Origin of the sequence: Rhizobium sp. 862_C5_N1_2, from assembly GCF_051811205.1 — a bacterium.
Classification (GTDB): Bacteria; Pseudomonadota; Alphaproteobacteria; order Rhizobiales; family Rhizobiaceae; genus Rhizobium; species Rhizobium leguminosarum.
On the sequence record NZ_JBPWPT010000001.1, the window covers coordinates 691,096 to 713,050 of the forward strand.

General features: G+C 60.7%; 24 protein-coding genes. 12 read left to right on the forward strand and 12 right to left on the reverse strand.

Going from position 1 to position 21,955, the window contains the following annotated elements; all coding sequences use genetic code 11:
- The first annotated feature begins 85 nt into the window (after nucleotides 1-85).
- Both ACD590_RS03340 and ACD590_RS03345 read left to right on the forward strand, forming a co-directional pair.
- Entirely contained in the window at nucleotides 86-937 is an 852-nt protein-coding gene (locus tag ACD590_RS03340; protein WP_439002135.1) for a protein-disulfide reductase DsbD domain-containing protein, read from the forward strand.
- 96 nt (nucleotides 938-1,033) lie between these two features.
- A complete protein-coding gene (locus tag ACD590_RS03345; RefSeq protein ID WP_003557102.1) occupies nucleotides 1,034-1,519 on the forward strand; it encodes a peroxiredoxin in 486 nt (161 codons plus the stop codon).
- Nucleotides 1,520-1,679: 160 nt separating this feature from the next.
- Here the strand turns inward: ACD590_RS03345 and pcaD are convergent, their stop codons facing one another.
- From pcaD to ACD590_RS03390, 9 genes are all read right to left on the reverse strand, one after another.
- Nucleotides 1,680-2,468: a 3-oxoadipate enol-lactonase gene (gene pcaD / locus ACD590_RS03350; protein ID WP_439002136.1), complete on the reverse strand. Its 789-nt coding sequence runs from the start codon at nucleotides 2,466-2,468 to the stop codon at nucleotides 1,680-1,682.
- 197 nt (nucleotides 2,469-2,665) lie between these two features.
- Nucleotides 2,666-4,000 carry an MFS transporter gene (locus ACD590_RS03355; RefSeq protein ID WP_080764119.1) on the reverse strand — a complete coding sequence of 445 codons (1,335 nt, stop codon included), beginning with the start codon at nucleotides 3,998-4,000 and terminating at the stop codon, nucleotides 2,666-2,668.
- Between the two features lie 39 nt (nucleotides 4,001-4,039).
- Nucleotides 4,040-4,828 carry a benzoate diol dehydrogenase BenD gene (benD, locus tag ACD590_RS03360; protein ID WP_065277979.1) on the reverse strand — a complete coding sequence of 263 codons (789 nt, stop codon included), beginning with the start codon at nucleotides 4,826-4,828 and terminating at the stop codon, nucleotides 4,040-4,042.
- On the reverse strand, nucleotides 4,825-5,853 hold the full coding sequence (gene benC / locus ACD590_RS03365) for a benzoate 1,2-dioxygenase electron transfer component BenC (RefSeq protein WP_439002137.1): 1,029 nt from the start codon (nucleotides 5,851-5,853) through the stop codon (nucleotides 4,825-4,827). The genes benD and benC overlap by 4 nt, the downstream gene beginning before the upstream one ends.
- A gap of 41 nt (nucleotides 5,854-5,894) precedes the next feature.
- Nucleotides 5,895-6,383, reverse strand: coding sequence for a benzoate 1,2-dioxygenase small subunit (gene benB, locus ACD590_RS03370; RefSeq protein ID WP_018245108.1), 489 nt, complete (start codon nucleotides 6,381-6,383; stop codon nucleotides 5,895-5,897).
- Nucleotides 6,380-7,738: a Rieske 2Fe-2S domain-containing protein gene (locus ACD590_RS03375; protein ID WP_247266096.1), complete on the reverse strand. Its 1,359-nt coding sequence runs from the start codon at nucleotides 7,736-7,738 to the stop codon at nucleotides 6,380-6,382. The genes benB and ACD590_RS03375 overlap by 4 nt, the downstream gene beginning before the upstream one ends.
- A gap of 106 nt (nucleotides 7,739-7,844) precedes the next feature.
- The gene (gene catA / locus ACD590_RS03380; RefSeq protein ID WP_018245110.1) at nucleotides 7,845-8,783 is read right to left on the reverse strand and encodes a catechol 1,2-dioxygenase; all 939 of its coding nucleotides are present in this window, start codon (nucleotides 8,781-8,783) and stop codon (nucleotides 7,845-7,847) included.
- A gap of 64 nt (nucleotides 8,784-8,847) precedes the next feature.
- Nucleotides 8,848-9,138, reverse strand: coding sequence for a muconolactone Delta-isomerase (gene catC / locus ACD590_RS03385; RefSeq protein ID WP_018245111.1), 291 nt, complete (start codon nucleotides 9,136-9,138; stop codon nucleotides 8,848-8,850).
- Nucleotides 9,139-9,149: 11 nt separating this feature from the next.
- Nucleotides 9,150-10,298 carry a muconate/chloromuconate family cycloisomerase gene (locus ACD590_RS03390; protein ID WP_439002138.1) on the reverse strand — a complete coding sequence of 383 codons (1,149 nt, stop codon included), beginning with the start codon at nucleotides 10,296-10,298 and terminating at the stop codon, nucleotides 9,150-9,152.
- A gap of 98 nt (nucleotides 10,299-10,396) precedes the next feature.
- Here ACD590_RS03390 and ACD590_RS03395 point away from each other — a divergent pair, with 98 nt between their 5' ends.
- Nucleotides 10,397-11,335 (forward strand): LysR family transcriptional regulator, encoded by a 939-nt coding sequence (locus ACD590_RS03395; RefSeq protein WP_439002139.1) that lies wholly within the window; start codon nucleotides 10,397-10,399, stop codon nucleotides 11,333-11,335.
- Between the two features lie 204 nt (nucleotides 11,336-11,539).
- On the opposite strand, the gene ACD590_RS03400 is transcribed toward ACD590_RS03395, so the two are convergent.
- A complete protein-coding gene (locus ACD590_RS03400) occupies nucleotides 11,540-12,676 on the reverse strand; it encodes an NADH-dependent flavin oxidoreductase (protein ID WP_439002140.1) in 1,137 nt (378 codons plus the stop codon).
- 117 nt (nucleotides 12,677-12,793) lie between these two features.
- On the opposite strand from ACD590_RS03400, the gene ACD590_RS03405 reads away from it, so the two are divergent.
- The 9 genes from ACD590_RS03405 to ACD590_RS03445 all read left to right on the forward strand — a co-directional run bounded on the left by ACD590_RS03405 (nucleotide 12,794) and on the right by ACD590_RS03445 (nucleotide 20,721).
- Nucleotides 12,794-13,690, forward strand: a complete 897-nt coding sequence (locus ACD590_RS03405) for a LysR substrate-binding domain-containing protein (RefSeq protein WP_439002141.1) — start codon at nucleotides 12,794-12,796, stop codon at nucleotides 13,688-13,690.
- Between the two features lie 207 nt (nucleotides 13,691-13,897).
- On the forward strand, nucleotides 13,898-15,067 hold the full coding sequence (locus ACD590_RS03410) for an aldo/keto reductase (RefSeq protein WP_439002142.1): 1,170 nt from the start codon (nucleotides 13,898-13,900) through the stop codon (nucleotides 15,065-15,067).
- Nucleotides 15,068-15,280: 213 nt separating this feature from the next.
- On the forward strand, nucleotides 15,281-15,799 hold the full coding sequence (locus ACD590_RS03415; RefSeq protein WP_018449271.1) for a cytochrome P460 family protein: 519 nt from the start codon (nucleotides 15,281-15,283) through the stop codon (nucleotides 15,797-15,799).
- Nucleotides 15,796-16,512, forward strand: a complete 717-nt coding sequence (locus ACD590_RS03420; protein ID WP_439002143.1) for a DUF4405 domain-containing protein — start codon at nucleotides 15,796-15,798, stop codon at nucleotides 16,510-16,512. Before ACD590_RS03415 ends, ACD590_RS03420 begins: the two co-directional genes overlap by 4 nt.
- Before the next feature lie 92 nt (nucleotides 16,513-16,604).
- Entirely contained in the window at nucleotides 16,605-17,444 is an 840-nt protein-coding gene (locus ACD590_RS03425; protein ID WP_439002144.1) for an SDR family oxidoreductase, read from the forward strand.
- A gap of 35 nt (nucleotides 17,445-17,479) precedes the next feature.
- Entirely contained in the window at nucleotides 17,480-17,857 is a 378-nt protein-coding gene (locus tag ACD590_RS03430; RefSeq protein WP_166480483.1) for a DUF1330 domain-containing protein, read from the forward strand.
- A 92-nt stretch (nucleotides 17,858-17,949) separates the two neighbouring features.
- Nucleotides 17,950-19,020, forward strand: a complete 1,071-nt coding sequence (locus tag ACD590_RS03435; RefSeq protein ID WP_439002145.1) for an alpha/beta hydrolase family protein — start codon at nucleotides 17,950-17,952, stop codon at nucleotides 19,018-19,020.
- A gap of 232 nt (nucleotides 19,021-19,252) precedes the next feature.
- Nucleotides 19,253-20,089 carry an SDR family NAD(P)-dependent oxidoreductase gene (locus ACD590_RS03440; RefSeq protein ID WP_283186148.1) on the forward strand — a complete coding sequence of 279 codons (837 nt, stop codon included), beginning with the start codon at nucleotides 19,253-19,255 and terminating at the stop codon, nucleotides 20,087-20,089.
- A gap of 215 nt (nucleotides 20,090-20,304) precedes the next feature.
- Complete coding sequence (locus tag ACD590_RS03445; RefSeq protein ID WP_439002146.1) at nucleotides 20,305-20,721, forward strand: ester cyclase; 417 nt, start codon at nucleotides 20,305-20,307, stop codon at nucleotides 20,719-20,721.
- Nucleotides 20,722-20,844: 123 nt separating this feature from the next.
- Here the strand turns inward: ACD590_RS03445 and ACD590_RS03450 are convergent, their stop codons facing one another.
- Complete coding sequence (locus tag ACD590_RS03450) at nucleotides 20,845-21,420, reverse strand: peroxidase-related enzyme (RefSeq protein ID WP_439002147.1); 576 nt, start codon at nucleotides 21,418-21,420, stop codon at nucleotides 20,845-20,847.
- Nucleotides 21,417-21,899, reverse strand: coding sequence for a CMD domain-containing protein (locus ACD590_RS03455; protein ID WP_439002148.1), 483 nt, complete (start codon nucleotides 21,897-21,899; stop codon nucleotides 21,417-21,419). Before ACD590_RS03455 ends, ACD590_RS03450 begins: the two co-directional genes overlap by 4 nt.
- Nucleotides 21,900-21,955 lie beyond the last annotated feature (56 nt).

The following is a 21,955-nucleotide window of genomic DNA, read 5'->3' on the forward strand; positions in this document are numbered from 1 at the left end:
GTCACACATCAATCAACTGAAAATGAAGATTTAAATCGCCGCGGCTTCTGGCGGCGAAACAGCACATTCGGTAAACCTTTGTTCCATGATGATTATTTCCTCAGGCCCGCGCAGGCTTTTAATCGCGGTTGTGTCGGTGGTCGCAGCCCTTGTGCCGTTTTATTCCGCCCATGCGGAAATGAGCGCCTGGGCGGATAACGAGGGCGGCCGCATGCGCCTCGTGGCGCTCGCGCCCGATGCCGGCGGCAAAATCCGCGCCGCCCTTCAGATCGAGCCGAAACCCGGCTGGATCACCTATTGGAAAGAGCCCGGCGGCAATGGCATTCCGCCCCAGATCACCATCGCGGCGGGCAGTGGCGTCACGCTCGATGCCATCGCCTATCCCGTTCCGAAGCATTTTTTCAACGGCACGGTCGAGGATATCGCCTATGACACGCCGGTGACGCTGCCGCTGTCGCTGACGGCGGCCGGCAAAGACCCGGTTACGATCGACGCTGCCGCCTTCATCGGCATCTGCAGGGATATCTGCATTCCCTTCCAGGCGAATTTTCAGCTGAAGCTTGGCCCCGCCATCCAGTCGCACCCGCAAGAGGAGGCGATCCTTCAGGCCGCCGATGCGAAGCTGCCGAAGCCGCCGTCGCAGGATTTCGACGTGACGGCGCATGCGATGTCGCCCGATAGGAAGACGCTGTCTTTGACACTCGCTCTGCCGGGCGGGGGGGCGGGCGAGGGGAAGAGCGCGCCCGATATCATCGTCACCGGCCCGAGCGGCCATGCCTTCACCAAGCAGATCGGCGGCAAGCGCGACGGCGCCACTTTCAAGGTCGATGTCGCTATCGGCAAACTGCCTGAAAATTACGACATATCCGGCAAGCGCTGGGGCGTACTGGTCATCGACGGCGAAAGGGCGATGGAGACCACTCTTGCCTTTCAATGACCGGGTCTTATAGTCGCCGCAGATCCCCTGCGGCGCCCGCCGCCAAGCAGAACCCCCAAAGCCGGAAACCCCCAAGCCAGAACCAAGGAGAAGACCATGACCATCGCGATCGGCGACAAGCTTCCTGCCGCCACCTTCAAGGAAAAGACGGCTGACGGCCCGGTTGAAATCACCACCGATCAGCTCTTCGCCGGCAAGCGCGTCGTGCTCTTTGCCGTGCCGGGCGCCTTTACGCCCACCTGCTCGCTGAACCACCTGCCGGGTTATCTCGAAAATCGCGACACCATCCTTGGCAAGGGCGTCGACGATATCGCCGTTGTATCAGTCAACGACTGGCACGTGATGGGCGCCTGGGCGCAATCATCCGGCGGCATGGGCAAGATCCACTTCCTCGCCGATTGGGATGCCGGCTTCACCAAGGCTGTCGGCCTCGACGCCGACCTCTCCGCCGGCGGCCTCGGCCTGCGCTCCAAGCGCTATTCGATGCTGGTGGAGGACGGCGTGGTGAAGGCCCTCAACGTCGAGGAAAGCCCCGGCCAGGCAACCGTCTCGGGCGCTGCCGCGATGCTGGAACAGCTCTGAGCGTTCATTGCTTACGTTATGAAGGGGCGGCCGTTTGGTCGCCCTTTTTCAGTTGCGTCGGTGCTCAACGATGGGCCAGGTTATGCCAGGGCGTGCAAAACGGTCTTAGAACCGACCGGCGCGCAAAAACCGGCATGCTTCCCTTCGCCTTTCCGAACTATCAATCGTCGAGAAACTGGCTCAGCGCAGCATTGAACGCCGATGCCGACTCCAGGTTGACGATATGCCGCCCAGGCAAGGACAGATGACGGCCCTGCCGCACACGAACGGCGATGCTCTCCAAATCGGACGGCGGACATACCGGGTCTTCTTCACCGGAGACGGCAAGCAAGGGGTTGGCGATCCGTGCGATGTCTTGCTGCAAATCGGTGTTGGCCAGCGCCGCGCAGCAGCCGATATAGCCATCAACCGTTGTCGCGGTGAAACGGTCGAGAATGTCGCGCACCATGCCGGGCTGGCTGGCGTTGAACGCCTGGGTGAACCAGCGTTCTGCGGTGGCAGCTGTGAGCCCGCCAAGGCCGTATTCCCGCACGGCCGCCATGCGCGCGCCCCAGCTTTCGGCGGTGCCGATCTTGGCGGACGTCGCACACAAAAGAATTTTGTTCAGACGTTGTCCGGCATGAATGCCCAGCCACTGTCCGGTCAGGCCGCCGATCGACAGACCGCAGAAATGCGTCCGCTCTATCTCCAGCGCATCGAGCAGCGCAAGGACATCATTGCCGAGGTCTGACAGCGCATAGGGCGGCGGCGGGGCCGACGACAGGCCGTGGCCGCGGCGGTCATAACGCAGCACGCGGTAATGCTGCGACAAAGCGGCTGCCTGCGCATCCCACATGTGCAGGTCGGTTCCGAGCGAATTGCAGAACATGAGCCACGGTTTGCCGGCCGCACTCCTGTCGCCGTCGATGCGATAGTGCAGGCGGTGGCTTGCGAGATCGAGATAGGGCATGGCTTGAGGACTTTCGGTGTTTGAAAATGGCTGGAGGCAATGTCCCGACGATCCGGCCGAACCCTCCTATCCCGATGACGAAGGTCGCCGCAGTCGCGACGCGAAGGCGCCGACGGCCACATCGGGATGGCCGTCGGCGGAAGCATGACGCTGACCTGCGGGTATGTTCTGTCCGCCCGCCGTCAACGTACCGACCCTCATGCTGCCGCGAGCAGAACGGCGTCGACGCGGCGGGCGTTGCTGATCGCGAAGACCAGCATGGCGAGCGCCGAGACGGCCGCGGGGATCGCGAAGATCAGGAAGTTCTGCTGCAGCGGCAGCTGTTGGGCCAGAAGCACACCGCCGAGGGTCGGACCGACAATGGCGCCGATACGGCCCACACCGGAAGCCCAGCCCAGCCCCGTCGACCGGACGGAGAGGTTATAGAGCTGCGCGACGCTCGCATAGAGCAGGATCTGCGTGCCGATGGTGGTGGCGCCGGCGATGAAGATCGTCAGGAACAGCAGCCCAGCCGGCAGGTTGAAACCAATCAGCGCGATCGACAGGGCGGCAGCCACGAAGAAGCCGACGACAACCTTCGGCAGGCCGAACCGGTCGCCCAGCCAACCGCCGGCGATGGCCCCGACCATGCCGCCAAAATTGAGCGAGAACAGGCTCACGAGGCTGGCTCTTTCGGCATAGCCGGCTTCCTGCAGCACTTTCGGCAGCCACGACGACAGCAGATAAACAAGCAGCAGGCAGCAGAAGAACGCCACCCAGAGCATGAGCGTGCGCAACGTGCGCTGGTGGCGGAACAGTTCGGCGACCGATGCGGACGCACCCTTGGTTTCGGTGAAGACCAGCATGTCGTCGTTGCCAAGGCGGGCAGACGGATCGATCTTCGCATAGATCCGTCTGGCTTTCTCCTGCTGCCCCTGGCGGATCAGAAAGCCAAGGGATTCGGGCAACTTCCAGAGCACCAGCGGCAGCATCAGCAACGGCAGGGCGGCGATGAAGAACATGGGCTTCCAGCCATATTGCGGGATCATGCCGATGCCGAGCCCGGCGGCAACCATGCCGCCGACCGAGTAGCCGGAGAACATCAGCGCGACAATGGTGCTGCGGAGGCGCTTGGGGGCATATTCGTTCATAAGCGCCACCGCGTTGGGCATCAGTCCGCCGCAGCCGAGACCGGCGATGAAGCGAAAGATTTTGAACTGGTCGGGCGAACTGGCGAAACCGGTCAGAAGGGTGGAAGCGGTGAACAGCACGAAGCTGATCGCAATGCCCTTCTTGCGCCCGATCCTGTCGGCCAGGGAGCCAAAAGCCAGGGCGCCGAACATCATCCCGAACAGCGCCCAGGCCTGCAGCGCGCCGGCCTGCGGTTTGGTCAGGCCCCATTCCGCAATCAGCGTCGGCAGCACGGTGCCGGCGACGAAGACGTCATAACCGTCGACGATCAGCAGCAGCGCGCAGAGCGCCACCACCGACCACTGAAACCTTCCGAATGGATTGTTGTCTATCGCTTCATTCACATCGATAGTGCGCATCATGGCTCCTCCCTGAGTTTCTACGCAGTCAGTATTGAGATGTCAGCCGGTATCGCCCCCGGCCACCGGCAGCACGCTGCCGGTGATGTAGGACGCTTCATCCGAGGCGAGGAACAGGATTGGCGCTACCTGTTCCTCGATGGTCCCGTACCGCTTCATGAAACTGGATTGTTTCACCTGGCCGACGACGTCGGTCATCCAGGCCTTCTCCGCGTCCGTATCGCCCGCGACATTGCGCGGAATCCGACGCGGCGGCGCTTCCGTGCCGCCTGGTGCGGTGGCGACCACGCGGATGTTGCGCTCCGCCAGTTCCATGGCAAGCGACTGGGTGATGGCGTTCACGCCGCCCTTGGCTGCCGAATAAGGCACACGATGGATGCCGCGCGTTGCATTCGAAGATACGTTGACGATGGTGCCGCCGCCGCGCGCGAACAGATGCGGCAGGACGGCGTGGCAGCAATAGAGTGTCGGCATCAGCGAGCGGCGGATCTCCGCGTCGATCTGCTGCGATCCGAATTCCGCAAAGGGGCGCATCCGGATGGCGCCGCCGACATTGTTGATCAGGATGTCGATGCCACCGAAGCGTTGCTCGGCGAAGCGCATCGCCGAGGCCGCGCCTTCATAGCTCTCCAGATCGGCATTGAAGGCGGCGGTTTCGGCGTCTCTGGCTTCGGCTGCAATCTCCGTCACGAAATCGGCGCGGTCGACGAACAGCACCCTGCCACCCTCTGCCGCGGCGCGGATGGCCACGGCGCGGCCGATGCCCTGCGCGGCGCCGGTGACGACCAGCACCTTGCCGTCAAACCGACCGGCGAAGCGCGGCGCGCTCATGCAGCCTCCTTCGCCGCTGCATTGGGCGTGAACTTTTCGTATTGGAAGCTGTTGGGCTTCACGCCGTTGTCGTCGAAATGCTTGCGCACCGCATCGACCATTGGCGGGGGGCCGCAGAGATAGACGTCGACATCGCCGCCATGAAGCAGCGCGGCCGGCATATGTTGCGTAACCCATCCCTTACGCGGATGGCTCGAGGCCTCCTCGGCCACCACCGTGGTGAAGCTGAAGTTGGGCAGGCGCGTGGCATAGGCCGCGAACTCGTCGACGAGAACCAGATCGAGATCGCGCGTCACGCCATAGATCAGATGGATTTTCTGTTCCGATCCAGCGCGGGCAAGAACCTCGAGCATCGAGAGGAACGGTGCAAGGCCGGTGCCTCCGGCTAAAAACAAAAGCGGCCTGCGCACATCCCGCAGATAAAAGCTGCCGAGCGGGCCAGTCAGATTGAGCCTGTCGCCGGCCTGTGCGTCGGCGAGCCAGCTGCTCATCAACCCACCCGGGATCTTCTTGATCAGGAAGCCGATGCGTTGCTCGCCGGGCGCCGTGCTGAACGAATAGGAACGGCTCTGGCCGCTGGCCGGCACATCGATGTTGACATACTGGCCGGGCAGGAAGGAGGGAGACGCCCCAGTGTCCACGTCCAGTTCCAATACGATCGCCGCATCGTTGTGCGGCGTCACCTTCGCCACAGTGGCGGCGAATTTCTGCTGCCCGGTTTTGCAGGCCGTCGATGTCGTCGGCACAGCGATGACGCAGTCCGACGTCGGCTTCATCTGGCAGGTCAGCACGAGGCCGCGCTCCGCCTCGTCGGCCGTCAGCGCATCATCGATATAGTCGTCGCCGAGATCGTAGAAGCCGCTTTCGGCGCGACATTTGCAGGTCCCGCACACGCCGTCGGAGCAATCCATCGGCAGGTTGATCTTGTTGCGGAAGGCGGCATCGAGAACCTTCTCGCCGTCCTTGCATTCGACGAACCGGGTGACCCCGTCCTCGAAGTTCAATGCGATCCTGTAGCTGGCCATGGAGCCCTCCTCATCAATCCCCTGCCGGCCGGCGACGCCTGTCAAACGTGATAGACGTCAATAACCTGGCGGATGTAGTCGTTCTTCAACACGATCTTCTTGCGCGCGATCAGCAGTGCGTCGTCGTCCTTGCGCAGCGTGGCGAACATGGTGCCGAAGAAGTGGTCGGTTACCTTGTAGCGGTGGTTCAACGTGTGGAAGTTGTAGCGCACGTCGACTTCGTCGCCCCGATGCGCCAGCACTTCGACATTGGTGACATTGTGGCTCGTGCGCGGTTCCGGCGTGGAAGCGCCGGAGCGCTCGGTCTTGATGCGGAATACCCGGTCTTCCAGGCCGTCGCGGTTCGGATAATAGATCAGCGAAATCTGCGACTGCGGGTCTTCGGTAATCCGGTCGTCGTCATCCCAGGCCGGCATCCAGTAGGTCACGTCGGGTGCATAGCAGGTCAGCCATTCGTCCCACTCGCGATCGTCCAGGAGCCGCGCTTCCCGATAGAAGAACGCGCAGATGGCGTCATAGGAAATGCTCATGCGACAACTCCGTTCTTTTCAGCGGACAGCGCCTGGCGCATCACCTTGGCCCAGTATTCGTGCTGGCGGACGAACAGGCCTTCGTCCTCGCTGCGCTCGCCGGACAGCAGCGGCTCGATGCCCATCTGCTTGGCGTTTTCGTCCGGACCATCGATCCACAGCGGCGCGCCCCGCGACAGGTCGTTCCAGAGCGCCGCGGTGCCGGCATAGCCGGCCTGGCAGGCGCGGAATTCCTCCAGGTCGTCAGCAGTGCCCATGCCGGACACGTTGAAGAAATCCTCATATTGGCGGATACGGAGCTGGCGATCAGCCTCGCTTTCGCCCTTCGGCGCAAAGCAGAAGATGTTGATTTCGGTCTTGTCGACACTGATCGGGCGGGTCACGCGGATCTGCGTGCTGAACTGGTCCATCAGGAATACATTCGGGTAAAGGCAGAGGTTGCGGGTCTGGTTGACGATGAAATTCGCCTTCTCGGCACCGACGCGCGCCGCGATCTCGTCTCGCTGGTCGTAGACCGGACGTACCTCGGGGTTCATGGTGTTGGTCCACAGCAGGATGTGACCGTTCTCGAAACCATAGACACCCGCGACGGAACGGCTCCAACTGTTGGCGTCGACCGCCTTCGTGCCCTCTTCCTTGCGCCGCCCCATCGTCGCGGCATAGTTCCAGTGGACGGAGCTGACGTGATAACCGTCGCAGCCGTTTTCCATCTGCAGCTTCCAGTTTCCGTCGTAGATGTAGGACGAATTGCCCCGCAGCACTTCAAGCCCGTTCGGCGCCTGGTCGACGATCTGGTCGATGATAACCTTCGTCTCGCCGAGATAGTCCTCGAGCGTCGCGACCGCATCATTCAGGCTGCCGAACAGAAAGCCTCGATAGTTCTCGAACCGGGGAACGCGCTTGAGGTCGTGCGAACCGTTCTGCGCGAACTGAGGCGGATACTGGGTGGTCTTCTCGTCCTTGACCTTGAGCAGCTTGCCGGCGTTGGAAAAGGTCCAGCCGTGGAAGGGGCAGGTGAAGCTGCCCTTGTTGCCGTGCTTGCGGCGGCACAGCATCGCGCCGCGGTGGGCACAGGCGTTGATGACCGCGTGCAGTTCGCCGTTCTTGTCGCGGGTGACGACGACCGGCTGCCGGCCGATATAGGTCGTGTAATAATCGTTGTTCTCTGGGATTTGACTCTCATGGGCCAGATAAACCCAGTTGCCTTCGAAGATATGCTTTATCTCCAGCTCGAAGAGGTCTTCGTCGGTGAAGATGTCCCGGCGGCAACGGAATAGACCGGCTTCCTTGTCGTCCTGCACGGCAGTGGCGAGCAGATGATCGAGTTCTCTTGCTTTGTCGATGATCGCAGACATGGCTTCTCTCCCGCAAAGTGCGCGGTAACCGGCGCAACCCTTGCAACAGTGTCGATGGTGACGATGATATGCGGGCTGGCGGCCATTCAGCCGCCGCCCTTGCCGTTTACGCGGCGGCGCGTTTGCGCTGTTCGTTGATCTGGTTGTCGATGCCATCGACCAGAGCGGTCAGATGGATGTCGAACGTGATCTCGGCGAACGGGCCGCTCAGACCATTGGCCTTGATGCTGGCCTCGTCGCTGCGCTCGATCACGGCCGGAACCAGGCCGTCTCGCGTCGCATAGGCAAAATCATCATTGACCAGCGGATCGCCTTCGATGTTGATCTGGGTCGTCAGCTTGCGATGGCCGTCGGCGCTGATGAAGAGGTGGATATGCGCCGGGCGCTGGCCATGGCGGCCGAGGGCGGAAAGCAACTGTTCCGTCGGGCTGCCCGGTGGCACGCCATATCCGTGCGGCACGATGCTCTGGAATTTGTAACAGCCCTTTTCGTCAGTCACGATCGTGCGGCGCATGTTGAACGGCGCCTGCTTGCCGGTCGGGTCGAAGTGCGAATAGAACCCGCGGGTGTCACAATGCCAGACTTCGACAGTCGCACCCGGCTGCGGCTTGCCGTCAGAACCATAGACGGTGCCGTGCATGATCAGTGTGTGACCATTGGCGTCGGTGCCGTCATCGAGACGGGCAAAGCCATGACTGACCGGTGCGCCGGCCACATAGAGCGGCCCCTCGATCGTGCGCGGCGTCGGGTTTTCGATGCCGAGCGCCTCATCGATCGCGTCGAGGCGTTCGTCGAGGAAATGATCGAGACCGAGACCGGGCGAGATCAGGCCGGCCTGGCCGGCGGCGCCGATCTCATTGAGCCAGGCAATGCCGGTCCAGTATTCGTCGGGGGTGATGTCGAGATCATCGATCGCCTTGAACAGGTCGGACATGATCCGATGGACGATGAGTTTGACGCGCGGATTGCCGCCGTCCTTGTCGAGGCCGCTCAGGACGCTCAGAAAATCCTGAATGTCGGGCCTGCCGAAAATCTTCACGCTCATTTTTTCCTCCTCTTGCATTGTTCAGAAAGTCGATGCGGCTCCCGTTCCCGCGCCGAACACGGCGCTAGGTATCGTCCTCGCGGATCGCCGAGGGATGCCGCAGCAGCGGCGTTACTTCGATGTCCATGAACTTGAACAATGGCAGCCCCGACAGGATCTCGTGCAGCTCCGTATTGTCCTTCACGTCGAAGATGCTGTAGTTCGCGTATTCACCGGCGATGCGCCAGATATGCCGCCATTTGCGGCTGCGCTGCAGTTCGTGCGAATAGGCCTTTTCCCGAGCGATGATCTCCGCCGCCTCCGCCGAGGGGAGATCATGGGGAATATTCACATCCATCCTCACATGGAAAAGCATGGTCGCCTCCCTTATCCGGCAATGCTGATCGTCTTGCGCATCCTGCCTCGAACAAAGAACGCCACACGATCCTCGTCCAGTTCGATCCCCAGTCCCGGTCCCTGGGGAACGGTCAGTTCGAAATCGCTGTAATCCAAGGGCGTGGCGAGGATCTCTTCCGTCAGCAGCAGCGGACCAAAGAACTCCGTGCCCCATTGCAGATCCTTCACGCCGGCCATCAACTGCGCGGCAGCGATCGTGCCGATCGGCCCTTCGAGCATGGTACCGCCATAGACACCGATGCCGGCCGTCTCGGCGATGGCGATGACCTTGGCGGCGGCGAACAGGCCGCCCGCCTGCTCGATCTTGATCGAGAATACGTCGGCTGCGTGCGCCGTCACCGCTTCGAGGGCGCTTTCGGGACCGACAAGCACTTCATCGGCCATCATCGCGATCGGTGACACTCGCGTCAGCCGGGCAAGCGGCGCGACGCCGCACACCGGCTGCTCGACCAATACGCAACCCGCATCGCTGAGTGCCGCAATCGCATTGCGCGCCTCGCGCTCCCGCCAGGCCATGTTCACGTCGACACGAACCGAGGCCATGTCCGGCAGCGCCTTGCGTATGGCAGCCACGTGGCGGATATCCTCCTTGATCGACTTGACGCCGATCTTCAGTTTGAAGTCCTTGTGGCGACGTCGGTCGAGCAGCGCCTGCGCCTCATCGATGTCCTTTGCGGTATCTCCGGATGCGAGCGTCCAGGCAACCGGCAGTTTCTCACGACGTCGGCCGCCGAGCAGTTCCGACATCGGCACGCCGAGGCGGCGGGCCTGGCAATCCAGCAACGCGGATTCGACGGCGCATTTGGCAAAGTGATTGCCCTTTACCGCCTTCCGGACGCGATCCATCGTCGCCTGTACGCGCGTCGGATCGCAGCCGAGGAGCAGGGGCGCGATATATTCGTCGATGGTGAGTTTCATGCCTTCCGGGCTCTCCGGTCCGTAGGCAAGTCCGCCAATGGTCGTGCCTTCACCGAGGCCTTCGATCCCATCGGAGCAGCGAACGCGCACGATCGTCATGCTCTGGCGGTTCATGGTGACCATCGAGAGCGTGTGCGGCCGGATGGTCGGCAGATCGAGTATAGTAGCCTCGATGGAAACGATCCGAATTTTCGCACGCACCGCGCTTCCTCCCTTGATTTGCAGGAAGGTTAGCCCTCGTTTAAGGTAAGGTCCAAGACCATATAAGTCGAAATCTATACCTCGGAGGTATAATAGGAATGGAGCTGCGCCAACTCCGCTACTTCGTGGCGGTCGCCACCGAGCGCAATTTCTCGCGCGCGGCGGAAATTCTCCACATCGCGCAGCCACCGCTCAGCCGGCAAATCCAGCAGCTGGAGGAAGAACTGGGCGTCAACCTGATCGACAGGTCCAAGCGGCCGTTGAGCTTGACGGAGGCGGGACGGTTCTTCTTCGATCAGGCCTCGCAGATCATGGCCCGGCTCGAGCACATCCGTGATCAGACCCAGAGAATAGGAAAAGCCCAGCGCGAACGGTTCGTCATCGGCTGCGTCGGCTCCACCCTCTATGGAGGCATGCCGGATCTCGTCAGGCGCATGCGGCAGCGCTGGCCTGATCTCGATATCGAGATCCGGGAAATGATGTCGACGGAACAGGTGACGGCGCTCAAGGAGCGACGCATCGATCTGGGTTTCGGCAGGGTGCGCTTCAACGACAGGGAAGTCGAACGGCTGACGCTCCGAGAGGAGCGGCTTGTCGTCGCCTTCCCGAAGAGCCATGCCAAATCCATCGCCAAGGAGCCCATCGGGCTTTGCGAGCTGGAGGGGGAATCCCTGATCATCTATCCCTCGACGCCCCGGCCAAGCTTTGCGGACGAGACGCTGAACCTGCTCGGCGAGATCAACGTCAACCCCGGGCATGTCGAGGAGGTTCGCGAAATCCAGACGGCGCTGGGCATGGTCGCAGCCGGCGCCGGCCTGTGCATCATTCCCGCGGCCTCGCAGCGCCAGCGACCGGACGATGTCTGCTATCGCATGATTGCCGACGAGAGGGCGACCTCACCCATCATCATGAGCTACCGGCGCAACGAAGCCGGCGGCCGGATCGAATCGACAAAGCAGATTATCCGCGAAATGTATGCCGACAATCCCCCCTGGCTCCAGCTCTCCAATGTCCGTCTGGACGCGCTTGAGAGTTGAGGCAGGCCTGCGCTTCGGCCTGCTGCCATCCACTCACTTCCGGGCGCAGCACTTCGAGCCCCAGGGAGGCGCGCCCGACTGGCATGCCGGACCGAACGATCTGTTGGCAGAAGGCGGCAAACAGTTCCTTGACGCCGTTATGAGGCGCGTCATTTGCCAGCCAGCGTGCGATATCTTCCATCCTGCCGGCCTCGCTTCGCAGGGTTAAGTTCGGATTTCGAACCAGCCCGCCGTGGCACGAATGATGTTCCAGAGTTTGACTGGAAGCGTGATCTCCGAAACCGTGAGTGGGCTGAGCGCAATGTCGATTTCATGACTTCTTTGGTTCTGGGCGAGTTCAACCCATTCCGGATTCATCACCAGCCCCTGGCCGACGGCGACGAGCGACAGGCCAAATTCGAGGGCCTTTTCGGCCTCATCGGGTTTTCTGATTTGGCCGGCGGCGACGACGGGTATACGGCCCTCGACGCGCTCGGCAATGAGCTCAGCGATGGAACGGCCGCCGGCATCGTGGATAGGTTTGGCATGAAGCACGCTCGAGAGCGACACGTGCACATAGTCCACACCGGCGACGACGAGGCGATCAATCAGTTCGCAGGTGTCACTGAGCCGAAGGCCGCCTTCATCAGATTCCTCAGGCGAGATCCGGTAGCCCAACAAGAAGGGCCGCTTCGCGTGCGTGTCGATGATCCGCTTTACCTCTTGAGCAACGGCGAGCGGAAAGCGCATGCGGTTCTCCAGCGAACCGCCCCATTGGTCCTCTCGCTGGTTAGATAGCGGTGAGAAGAAATTCTGAATCAGGAACCCGTGCGCCCCATGCAACTCGATGCCGTCGAAGCCTGCCTCGATTGCCCGGCGTGTGGCCTCGCCGAAAGCAGCCACGACAGCCAGGATTTCATCGTGAGTCAGCGCGCGCGCTGTCATGTTGCCAGTGTTGAATGCACCCGCAGCAGCCTTGACGGCGCTCGCGCTGACGATCTCGCCCCCTGGAACCAGTTCGGGCACGGCTTTGTTGCCGGCATGGAAGATCTGGAGGATCGCCGGCGCGCCACCACTCTTGGCCGCCCCTGCCAGGCGGCGCAGGCTCGGTGTGAAGCTATCGTCGCAAGAAGCAAACTCGCCCGTGAAGCCGACGCCATTCGGCATGACGTGTGTGCAACCGGTAATCACCAGGCCGACGTCCTTTGCTCTGCGACGGTAATACGCGACCTCTTCGTCAGAGACCGTTCCGTCCTCATTGCCCGACCATGTCGTCATGGGTGCCATGACAATCCGGTTGCGAAGGGTGATCCCCTTGGCGAAAGCGAACGCGTCGAAGAGTTTCGGTTGTGTCTTGCTCATGATCTCGTCGTCCTCGCACCGCTCCAACAGCATGCGGTGTCGAGCAACTAAATAATGGAGGACAGGCATGCCGATTAGCCGCTATAATCTGCATGAACTTAGAAATGGGGTTTATGAATGAGAAAAGGTGATTTCAGCGAGCTGGCGGCATTCATCACCGTCGTGGAGGAGGGAAGTTTCACGCGCGCGGCCGCAAAGCTTGGCCTCTCTCAGTCCGCACTCAGCTATGCTGTTCGAATGCTCGAGCGACGTCTGGATGTGCGGTTGATTTCACGGACGACGCGCAGCCTTTCGACGACAGAGGCGGGAGAACGGCTGTTTCACAGCCTGCGTCCCGCATTTGATCACATCGACAGCGAGATTGCCGCGCTCAGTGCCCTTCGCGACAAGCCCGCAGGCACGATTCGCATCACCACCTTTCGGCATGCCGCCCGGATGGTGCTCTGGCCCGCATTGCTGAAACTCGCGCCCGAGTATCCGGGCATCGTCGTTGAGATCAATGTCGATGAAGGGCTCACGGACATTGTCGCTGGCCGATTTGACGCAGGCATACGGCTCGGCGAACAGGTCGAGAAGGACATGGTCTCGGTGCGGGTGAGCCCCGAGGTTCGAATGGCGGTTGTCGGATCGCCCTCCTATTTTGCCAATCGTAAGCGCCCGGAAACGCCACGTGACCTGAACAACCACGCTTGCGTAAGCTATCGGCAGAGCAGGGGAGGCGGTCTCTATGCCTGGGAATTCGAGCGTGACGGCATTGAGCTGGAGGCGCGCGTCAGCGGATCGCTTATTCTCAATGACAATGAGATGCTCGAAAACGCGGCCCTTGACGGACTGGGGCTTGTTTATGTCTTCGAAAGTCAGGTTTCTCACCATGTGGCCGAGGGACGTTTGATCCGAGTTCTGGAAGACTGGTGTCCGCCATTCCCAGGCTATCACCTCTATTATCCAAGCCGGCGACAACACACCCCGGCCTTCTCCCTCCTGGTCGAGGCACTCCGTTACCGGGGACCGTAACGGCATTTATCAATCCCATTTCTAACCCCATGCAGAAAATGGGGCCTAATCGCTGGTGCTGCGCTGCTTATCTCACCTCACGAGGACGGGCGCAAAATCACTGTGCCGGCGAGGTGATCGAGATCGCCTGAGTGCAAGCTGGCCTGGCACGGCTCGTCCCTCCTTCGATGAAAAGACGGCTCTGCCGCTAAATTCAGGAGACGACCTATGGACAAAAACAAGCCAAATGCGGGTTCCAATGCCAACGAGCATCCGGGTGTTGCTCGCCGCGACTTCTTGATCAACTCGGCGCTCGCCGGGGCAATGTTGACCGTCGCATCGCCGGCCTGGGCCGCTTCGTCGGATCAGCCCCAGGCAACTAAAAGCACGCCCCAGGCAGGACAAGCCCAGATGAAGACCCGGAAACTCGGAACACTGGAAGTCTCGGAAATAGGAGCTGGATGCATGAGCATCAGCGCCAATTATGGGCCGGCCGCCTCGACAGCCCAAGGCATCGAGACCATCCGCGCCGCCCACGAAAAAGGCGTTACATTTTTTGATACCGCCGAAGTCTATGGGCCGTATACGAGCGAAGAGCTTGTCGGTGAAGCGTTGGCACCGATACGCGATCAGGTGAAAATCGCCACCAAGTTCGGCTTCGCAATTGACGGCACGGCCGGGCTGAACAGTCGTCCGGAACGGATCAAGCAGGTGGCGGAGGCTTCGCTCAAACGCCTGAAAACCGATCGCATCGATCTCTTCTATCAGCATCGCGTCGACCCCAATGTACCGATCGAAGACGTGGCTGGTGCGATCAAGGAGCTGATCCAGGAAGGCAAGGTTCTGCACTTCGGTCTCTCGGAGCCGAGCGCCGGGACAATTCGCCGGGCACATGCCATCCAGCCTGTGACGGCGGTCCAGACCGAATACTCCGTGATGGAAAGGAGCCCGGAACGCAATGGCGTTCTCGCAGCATGTGAGGAGCTTGGCATCGGCTTCGTCCCGTGGGGTCCCATGGGAATGGGTTATCTCACAGGCAAAATCGACGCGAGCACACGGTTCGACCCGAAGACCGATCTGCGCTCGACATTCGACCGCTTCAGCCCTGAAAACCTGGCAGCCAATATGCCGTTCGTCGAGCTGTTGAAGCAGTTCGCCGAAAAGAAAGGTTCAACGCCCTCTCAGATTGCCCTGGCGTGGCTGCTGGCGCAGAAGCCGTTCATCGTTCCTATCCCAGGCACGCGCAATATCGATCATCTGAACGAGAACCTGGGTGCACTTCGGGTCGAGCTGACGCCTGACGACCTCCGCGAGATCGGGACTGGCCTCGCGGCACTGACCGTGCATGGCGGACGCATGAACGAAATGCAAATGGGTCTGGTTGACCAAACAACCTAAAGCGCGTCGCGATCTTTCCGACCTACAGGCGCCGCGCGTTTTTCAGACGCGCGACGCTGCAGCACTTTGAATTGCTGCAGCAATTGCCGGATTAAGAAGCCCGCTTTCTAAGCCCATGCAAATACCACCGCCTAATCTGATCGGCTTCGCCGGACTACGGTGTCGTCGATTGTCTGTGTCAAATCCCGCTCCGGCAAACCAAGGGAATCCTCTATGGCTGACGCCAGATCCAAAAAATCCAATGAACCATTCGCCGCGATCCAACGTCTTGTCGTGACCGTGGCCGCTATCGTCTTCAGCGTCTTCGGCCCATTCAGTTCTTCGGCAATGGCGCAGGCAACCGGAAACCGGGCAACCTTCCCAAAGAATTTCGATGAGTATGTCCACTATGCGACCTACGACCGTGGCTCTTCCAGGGAGGAGGCGTTTGCAACGCGCGAAACTTTGGAGATCGCGAAGTCCGGCCGACCGCTGCCGCCCGGCACGCAATTGGTCCTGGGCATCTGGGCTGACTACAAGCTCACCGGCTATTTCGTCATGGAGAAAGGTGTGGACTGGGGTCTCAGCGTCCCGGAGGAGCAGCGCACCGGAGACTGGCATTTTCAGCAGTTCGATACCAACATGCAGGTCAGTCGGACCGCGTTCGCCGAGCGATGCCAATCGTGCCACGGGTCGCAGGCAGATAATGACTTCATGTTCACGACCGACAGAATGCGGGCTTACGTCCCTTGAAGCCGCTGTTTCTCTTGCGGTTGATCCTCGATGTCTTGGCGGCCGGCTTGTTGCAGGCCGCTCTGGCTTACAACTGGCTCGGCAATGCGGCACACGAGATAATCGGCACAGGCATGTTCCTGCTGCTGATCAGCCACAACATTTTCAACCGCCGTTGGTACGGCATGATCACGAAGGGCTGGCGCGAACCGCGCGGTATCGTCACCAGGGTGATCAATCTCTCGCTTCTGATCACCATGCTGACCTTGCTGGTAACCAGCATAATCATCTCAGAGACCGTCTTTGGCTTCCTGTCTTTGACCGGCACCTTCACCTTGCGCCAGATCCACGCGTCGGCGGCTTATCTGGCGCTGCTCATGGCCTCCATTCACCTGGGTCTGCACTGGTCGATGATCATCGGCGTGGTGAGCAGCAGGTTCGGCATGACGGCCGAGGGCAGACTGCCGACGCTTGTTTTGCGTGTGGTCGCCATCACCATCGCCGTCTATGGCGTTCAGAGCTTGCTCACTGTCAATGTCGGATCAAAATTGTTCATGCAAATGAGCTTCGACTTTTGGGATTTCCAGACTGCGACGCCGGCCTTTTTCCTGCATCACATAGCGATCATTGGGCTTTTCGTGTCTATCACCCACTATGGCCTGAAGCTGATCAGGGGCCGAAAGCGCCGGACGCGTACTGTCGGCCATAAAGCAGTTGAACGCGGGTCTATTTAGAAACCCGCTTTCTAGCTTCATGCAAATTATGCATTCTAATCAAATAGACTGAGCGCATCTATCTTCCTGTCTGTCGAAACAGGGAGTTAAGCGTGAGCAAAGTTTGGTTCATCACAGGCGTGAGCAGCGGCATCGGCGCCGGGGTCGCCAGAGCGGCATTGAAGGCTGGCGACAAGGTCGTTGCCACCTCCAGAAATCTCGACAAGGCCCGTGATGCCTTGCGCGACGTTGCTGGTGACGATCTTGCGTTCATCAAGTTGGACGTGACCAGCGAAGCACAGGTCAATGCTGCTGCAGAAGACGCCGTCGCGCGGTTCGGACGCATCGACGTCGCGGTGAACAATGCTGGCTATTGCCTGCTCGGCAACTTCGAAGAGCAGAGCCTTCCCCAGATCGAAGCCCAGTTTGCCACCAATTTCTATGGCGTTGTGCATGTCGTGCGCGCCGTGCTTCCGGTCATGCGCAGGCAGCGGTCGGGTCACATCATCAACATCGGCGCCGCAGCCGGCGTCATCGGCCTGAAACACTGCGGTGCCTATTCCGCCACCAAGTTCGCGATCGAGGGTCTGGCGTTTTCCGTCGGGATCGAGGTCGAGCCATTCGGCGTCAAGTTCACGACCGTCGAACCCGGAGCCTTCCGCACGGATCTGCTGGACAGCCAGAATGTTCGTTACGTTCCCCGAAGCGGCATCGAAGACTATGCCGGCGATGCAACATCCGAGGCCACCTGGTCGAGCTTCCATGGCGTGCAACCTGGCGATCCCGACAAGCTCGGCGCGGCCGTCGTCACCGTCGCCGCCATGGAAAATCCGCCGAAGATATTCGTCGCCGGAACGGATGCGATCGCCATGATCGCGCCCGGCATAGAAAGCCGTCTCAGCGACATGCGAACCCATGACGAGCTGTCCAGATCGACGGACGGATCTCTCTGATCATCCTCAACTCAAAAACCAAAGGACCCGACACAATGAAGAAGATCGCTTTCGGTGTGGCTGCCGCCATCGCCTTGACCCTCACCACGACCGCCTTTGCCCAGGATTCGCAGGCCCCCGGCTACATGATTGCGAATTATACGATCAAGGATCAGGCCGGCTACAACAAATATATGGAAGAGGCCGGTCCGCTCGCTCCGAAATTCGGCGGCAAGATCATCGTGTTCAATCTGAATGCGACGGCGGTGGAAGGCGAGCCGAAAAAGGTCATGGCCATCGCCGAGTTCCCAAGCGTGGCTGACGCGCAGCGCTTCTACAATTCTCCGGAATACACGGCCGCGCGGAAATTTCGCGTCGCCTCGACCGAAGGCTCGGTGATCATCACCGAAGGCTTCGTTCCTCCCAAGCAGTGAACGCGGACAGTGGCAGAGGGTGCCGACACCCCTACCCGGTGCCCTCTGCCTCGTCCCGATAACGCAACGTCTCAAGCAAACAGGAGCCTGATATGGCCAAGCAAACTGATAAGATCGTTTCACCGGAAGGTGCTTTCAACAGCCGCCGCCAACTTCTGAAAGCCAGCGCGGCACTCGCGACGCTGCCTCTCATGGCAGCGGCCGCGACCAGCGCGCAGGCCGCAGATACCAAAGCGGCCACGGCTGCGACAGCGCCGGATGCAAACTCCGAAGCGTTCATCAACGGCATGGCCGACCTGATGGCGCATTCGACGCGTACACCGGTTCTGCGGTGGCCGAACGAATACGGCATGGACTATGAGGAAATCTTCTTCCCGGCGATGGACGGCATCACGATCGAGGGCTGGTTCATTCCAGCCGCCGGCTCCGACAAGTTGCTCATCATGAACCACCCGATGCCCTGCAATCGCTATGGCTATCCGGGGCATATGGCGCCCTGGCAGGACTTTGGCGGCTTCGAGGTGAACTTCCTGCCGGAATACAAGATCCTGCATGACGCAGGTTACAACATCATCACCTATGACATGCGCAACCATGGCCGCAGCGGCAGCGGAAGCGGTGGCATCAATGCCCATGGTACCCTGGAATATCGTGACGTGATCGGATCGCTGCGTTACGCCAAATCGCGGCCCGACACCAAGGATATGAAGACGGCCCTCTACAGCCGTTGCCTGGGCGCCAACTCTACCATCGTCGGCATGCACAAGCACCCGGAAGAGTTCACCCACATCAAGGCGATGATTGCATTGCAGCCGGTAACGCCTGCCGTCTTTGTCCAGACAGCGATGGAAAATCAAAAAATCGCCAACGGTGTCGAGCTGTTTGATGCCGCCTACTACAAGCGGACCGGCTATCATCTCTCCGACGTCTGGCCGATGGAATATGCCAAGTCGGTGACGGTTCCGACATTGGTCGCGCAGGTCCGCGACGATTTCTTGACCAAGCCGTCTAATGTTCAGGAGATCTACGACACGATTTCCTCAAAGGATAAGAAGCTTTTCTGGATAGAAGGCACGGACCAGCGTTTCCAAGGCTACAATTATTTCGCGAAGAACCCGCAACTGGTGCTGGACTGGTTCGCCACTCACATCAACGTCGCCTAAACGCAGACGTCTTCCCCTTTAAACAGGATCCCGTCTTTGGGGACGGGATGGTTCAATCCTCCTTCACAAGGAGGATTGAACACCAGTGGGGTTTAATGGGGCGCGGGACGTCAGCATGTCCGTTCTCCCGGCGCATTCATAAATCTCATTTCTAAGTTCATGCCGATAATACCATCTAATCGTGCCCCGCTAGGCGATCTATCCTCCGGTTCATCAGGAACAGGAGTGAGATATGAGCAAGGTTTGGTTTATCACGGGTGCAGGCAGCGGTATCGGTGCTGCCAGTGCCAAAGCGGCCCTGAGGGCTGGCGACCGCGTCGTCGCGACCGGCCGCAACCTCGACAAGGTACGCAATGCCCTGAGCGACGTCGCAGGCGACCGCCTTCTATTCGTCCAGCTGGACGTCGCCAATGAGGAACAGGCCAGAACTGCGGTAGACGAAGCTGTGAAGGCGTTCGGTCGCATCGACGTTCTGCTCAACAATGCGGGCTACAGCCTGCTCGGCAACTTCGAAGAGTTGAGCACCGCCGAAATCGAAGGGCTGATGTCGACCAATTTCTACGGGGTCATGTATGCGATGCGCGCGGTTCTTCCGGTCATGCGCAAGCAGCGGTCGGGCCGGATCATCAATATCAGTTCGCTTGCCGGGATCGTCGGCTTCAAGCACTGCGGGGCATACAGCGCCTCGAAATTCGCGGTCGAAGGCCTCTCGCAGGCGGTTGCTCAGGAAGTCGAACAATTCGGCATCAAGATCACCGCCGTCGCGCCTGGCTTCTTCCGGACAGACCTGCTCGACGCCCGGAATGCGAAGTACGCCGCCAGCACCATCGAGGACTACGCCGCCGAAGGCAGCGCTGAAGACATGTGGTCAGGCTACAACGGCAAACAGGGTGGTGATCCCGCAAAGCTGGCCGACGTCCTTGTCAAGTTCGTCGGCATGGAAAATCCGCCAAAGCAATTTCTGGCTGGAAGCGATGCTCTTGCGGCCTACCAGCCGACCCTCGAAGGACAGCTCGACGCGCTGCGCGCATACGAGCAATTGTCCAAGTCGACAGATGGTTCCTTCTGAGGATAAGAGTGGGGTGGCCGTGGCAAGGAACCATGACGACACTCCGAAAAGACGCGGCGCTATCGTCAGGTGGTCTCGCGGATCCCGCTTTTCATGCCCCGCCGATTTCCCCAGAGCGCCGCATGAAATTCACCGCCGCCGTTTCGACAAGCCGAAACTCATCGTCGATCGATCGCAACCATCCAGCTTGAAACAGTGCTTGAAGGAGAACAGGAATGGCAATGGAACGCAACAAAATGGCAATGCGCCGGTTTGTCGAGTTTATAAATACAGCTAGCGAACAACTCGCCGCGGAGTTGATTGCTCCGGAGGCGATTTTCCATGTCCCTGGGCGGCAAGAGCCTCTGCGCGGCCCGGATGGGTACCTCGAGATCATTGGAATGATGCGAGGCGGCTTTCCCGACATCCAATGGACTTTGGAAGAAATCATCGCTGAAGACGATAAGATAGCCGCACGCTTCACAATGCGCGGCACGCACCAGGGTCCGTTCCTCGGCGTTGAGCCGACAGGTAAGTCGATCACGGTCCAGGCCGTGAACTTCTACCGTCTGGCTAATGGAAAATTTGTCGAAGAGCGTGGTCAACCCGACTTGCTGAGCTTGTTGCAACAAATCGGCGCGGTTGCGGGTTAGTGCGGGGTTGAGCAGCTCTGAGCGCTCATTCCTGAAAGATGAAGGGCGGCCGTTCGGTCGCTCTTTTCGCTTGTGTGATCGGCTCGCTCCGGGCAGCCAGATCCAGCGCGATCGTGACGCGCTTTAGTCCTTCATCGGCTCACCGAGCGTATGCATCAGGCGGTTCGCCCAGCCGAAGATGGCCGACGAGAGGACGAGATCGAGAGCCTCCAACTCGTCGAGCCCGACATCTGCCAGCGACTGCGCGTCGGCCGCGACCGCCTCGGGCGGCGTGGTCGACAGTCGGGCTGAAAAGTCGAAGATTGCCTGGAGGTGCTCGTCGAGCGTCGCCTCGAGACCATCGGTGAATACGGCCTCGATGACATCGGTGCGTTTTGTCAGATTGTTGAACCGGGAGGCATGGACGGCGGCGCAGTAGACGCAGCGGTTGACGACGGAGGCCGCGACCGCGCCCAGTTCGCGCTCGCTCCCCGCCAGTCCGTCCTTGCCGTACATGATCAGGTTGAACAGCGGCGAGCGGACCGCGAGTGTCTCGGGGTCGTGCGCCAGGGTCAGCACATAGGGCGAGATGCCCTTGTTCGACGGCGTCGTCTGCATCGCTGCATGCTGCTCGTCGGTGGCGGTCGCGAAATCGACCGGAATGACATAGGGCTGCCAGCGGGGCACCGTGGTGGTGAAGGTGTGGACGACCTCGCTCATCGCATTTCTCCCAGCAGCTTCAGGCCGGCAAGCACCCGCACCTGGTAATTGACGAAGGCCGCAAGCTCCGCGAGCCGGACGATGTCGGCGTCGGTGACGCCGACCTGACGCAATGCCTCGACATGGGCACGCGTGGCATCGCGCGGTGCGAGCGTCAGCCGGTCGGCATGACGAACGATCTCGACGGTGCGCGGGTCCGTCACCTTCGTGCCGGGCTCGGCGAGCAAGGCTGTCGCCGCTTCGTCGGCGCGGGCAACGAGCGTGTCGTAGTGGCTTGCGAGCGCCGGGCTGCGGTTGTGGCGCGCCATGCGGGCGGCGAGGGCGGCCCTCAGGCCGTGCGACAGTCCGCCGGGATCGCGCGGCAGAAGCACGGCGTCGTGGGCGGCTTCACTGAGGCGCAGGATTTCCGCGCGTTTCCCCATGGCTACCGCGAGGGCTGAACCCGGGCTCACGGAGGCAAGAGTTTCGATGAGTGTCAAAACAAGCTCCTCAAGACGTCAAAGGACATAAGCCCTAGGTAGGCCTGACGCCTCAT

Excerpts from the sequence above, each read along its gene's own strand:
- ACD590_RS03400 (WP_439002140.1), bottom strand. The coding sequence starts at position 12,676 with ATGAGCAAGACACAACCGAAACTCTTCGACGCGTTCGCTTTCGCCAAG.
- ACD590_RS03435 (WP_439002145.1), top strand. The coding sequence starts at position 17,950 with ATGGCCAAGCAAACTGATAAGATCGTTTCACCGGAAGGTGCTTTCAAC.
- benC (WP_439002137.1), bottom strand. The coding sequence starts at position 5,853 with ATGGCCAGCTACAGGATCGCATTGAACTTCGAGGACGGGGTCACCCGG.
- pcaD (WP_439002136.1), bottom strand. The coding sequence starts at position 2,468 with ATGCCCTATCTCGATCTCGCAAGCCACCGCCTGCACTATCGCATCGAC.
- ACD590_RS03395 (WP_439002139.1), top strand. The coding sequence starts at position 10,397 with ATGGAGCTGCGCCAACTCCGCTACTTCGTGGCGGTCGCCACCGAGCGC.
- ACD590_RS03340 (WP_439002135.1), top strand. The coding sequence starts at position 86 with ATGATGATTATTTCCTCAGGCCCGCGCAGGCTTTTAATCGCGGTTGTG.
- ACD590_RS03410 (WP_439002142.1), top strand. The coding sequence starts at position 13,898 with ATGGACAAAAACAAGCCAAATGCGGGTTCCAATGCCAACGAGCATCCG.
- catC (WP_018245111.1), bottom strand. The coding sequence starts at position 9,138 with ATGCTTTTCCATGTGAGGATGGATGTGAATATTCCCCATGATCTCCCC.
- catA (WP_018245110.1), bottom strand. The coding sequence starts at position 8,783 with ATGAGCGTGAAGATTTTCGGCAGGCCCGACATTCAGGATTTTCTGAGC.
- benD (WP_065277979.1), bottom strand. The coding sequence starts at position 4,828 with ATGAGCGCGCCGCGCTTCGCCGGTCGGTTTGACGGCAAGGTGCTGGTC.
- ACD590_RS03345 (WP_003557102.1), top strand. The coding sequence starts at position 1,034 with ATGACCATCGCGATCGGCGACAAGCTTCCTGCCGCCACCTTCAAGGAA.
- ACD590_RS03405 (WP_439002141.1), top strand. The coding sequence starts at position 12,794 with ATGAGAAAAGGTGATTTCAGCGAGCTGGCGGCATTCATCACCGTCGTG.
- benB (WP_018245108.1), bottom strand. The coding sequence starts at position 6,383 with ATGAGCATTTCCTATGACGCCATCTGCGCGTTCTTCTATCGGGAAGCG.
- ACD590_RS03445 (WP_439002146.1), top strand. The coding sequence starts at position 20,305 with ATGGCAATGGAACGCAACAAAATGGCAATGCGCCGGTTTGTCGAGTTT.
- ACD590_RS03430 (WP_166480483.1), top strand. The coding sequence starts at position 17,480 with ATGAAGAAGATCGCTTTCGGTGTGGCTGCCGCCATCGCCTTGACCCTC.
- ACD590_RS03355 (WP_080764119.1), bottom strand. The coding sequence starts at position 4,000 with ATGATGCGCACTATCGATGTGAATGAAGCGATAGACAACAATCCATTC.
- ACD590_RS03375 (WP_247266096.1), bottom strand. The coding sequence starts at position 7,738 with ATGTCTGCGATCATCGACAAAGCAAGAGAACTCGATCATCTGCTCGCC.
- ACD590_RS03415 (WP_018449271.1), top strand. The coding sequence starts at position 15,281 with ATGGCTGACGCCAGATCCAAAAAATCCAATGAACCATTCGCCGCGATC.
- ACD590_RS03450 (WP_439002147.1), bottom strand. The coding sequence starts at position 21,420 with ATGAGCGAGGTCGTCCACACCTTCACCACCACGGTGCCCCGCTGGCAG.
- ACD590_RS03440 (WP_283186148.1), top strand. The coding sequence starts at position 19,253 with ATGAGCAAGGTTTGGTTTATCACGGGTGCAGGCAGCGGTATCGGTGCT.